Genomic DNA, 1,429 nt, shown 5'->3' with positions numbered 1-1,429 from the left:
CACAAGGAGCATCAATTAAAGATGTCTATGTATTACATAATTTAGCAGGAAATAGCAGAAATTCTTATGTAGCCATGACTAGACATATAGAAGAGGTAAAACTTTACTATAATAGGAAGGCTACCAGGAATATGGCCAGTTTAATATCGCAACTTAGCAAAATAGATAATAGGCTATCTAGCATTAATTTTAAAACTTTAGAAGAGTTGCTAGCAGTTCAGGAAAGCAAGAGTCCTAATATTATAGATAAAGTAGGTAATTGGTTTAAAGGGGTAGTAGAAGATATTAAGGATAGATTACACAGTAATGATAACTATTATCACTTAAGAGTGAAGTTAGAGCCACCTGCTAAAGTAGCAGAGATCCTAGGAAGTACTAGCACAAATCTTGCCACAAGCCATAAAGCCCAAGAAGAGCGAAAAAGCTCTTCTTATAACCTCAAGAATTGTAATAAACAAGATACAACAATAAGTGTTAAGTTACAAGAGGATATTATGGCAAAGACAAAAATAGATTATAATTCTATTAATAAACAAGAAACACTGGAATTAAAACAAAAATTATCATTTAAAGCTGAAGAAATAGGACGAAGCTTACTTGGTAGTCCAAATAAGCATTTATCAAATAGTCAAGTACTCCGCTGGGAGAAAGATGGTAAGATAGCGATGAAGATAAATGGCAGTAAAGCCGGCAGATGGTATGATTTTAGTAAAGGAGAGGGAGGAGATTTATTTACCTTAGTACAAAGAGAAAAAAATTGTGATTTTGTAGAAGCTAAGAAATATTTACAAAATATGGTTGGTGTGTCAAACAATAGCAAGTTATTAGAAGATAAGATAAAAGAGCAATTTGACCAAAAAGTTAAGAATCAAGATCAACAAGCGAAATATGCTAAAATATCTAAGATAAAGAGAGCTGAAGAATTATATGAAAAATCAGATTCTATAATCTATATGATGCCAAATAATGTTGCAAAAAGATATTTATCAGAACATCGCAGAATTAAAGAAGTATTAACAAGATACCAACTAAGTAATGATCTTAGAACTGATATGATGTGGGATAGTAATAGTAAACAATATTATCCTGCATTAATTGCTTTTGCTAGAAATAAAGATGGTAATATTACCGGTGGACAATCAATTTATTTAAACAAAGACACAAATAATAAAGCTGATATTGAGGTTAATAAACGTTCATTTGGCAGAATCAGAGGCTCTTTTGTTGAGATTAATAAAAATAATGAACAACAGAACGTACAAAGCAGGAACGTACAAGTCAGTAAAGATGGCAATAATTCAGCAAGTAATGTAACGATTATAGCAGAGGGGCTCGAGACCGTTTTAAGTATTAGGGAAGCTGGTATTAAAGGCAAAATTCTTTGTAGTTTAGGTGTAAGTAACATCCGAAACTATGAGCCTATCAAAGG

At 31.9% G+C, this 1,429-nt stretch carries 1 protein-coding gene; it reads left to right on the top strand.

The window, feature by feature from the left end:
* Positions 1-1,429: DUF7146 domain-containing protein (locus MB29_RS00835; RefSeq protein ID WP_032138685.1), on the top strand; the 1,429-nt coding region annotated here is incomplete at both ends.

The sequence above is a fragment of the Rickettsia tamurae genome (assembly GCF_000751075.1).
GTDB lineage: Bacteria > Pseudomonadota > Alphaproteobacteria > Rickettsiales > Rickettsiaceae > Rickettsia > Rickettsia tamurae.
The sequence above is the reverse complement of the archived record's forward strand: the minus strand, read 5'-3'. Positions and strand labels throughout refer to the sequence as shown.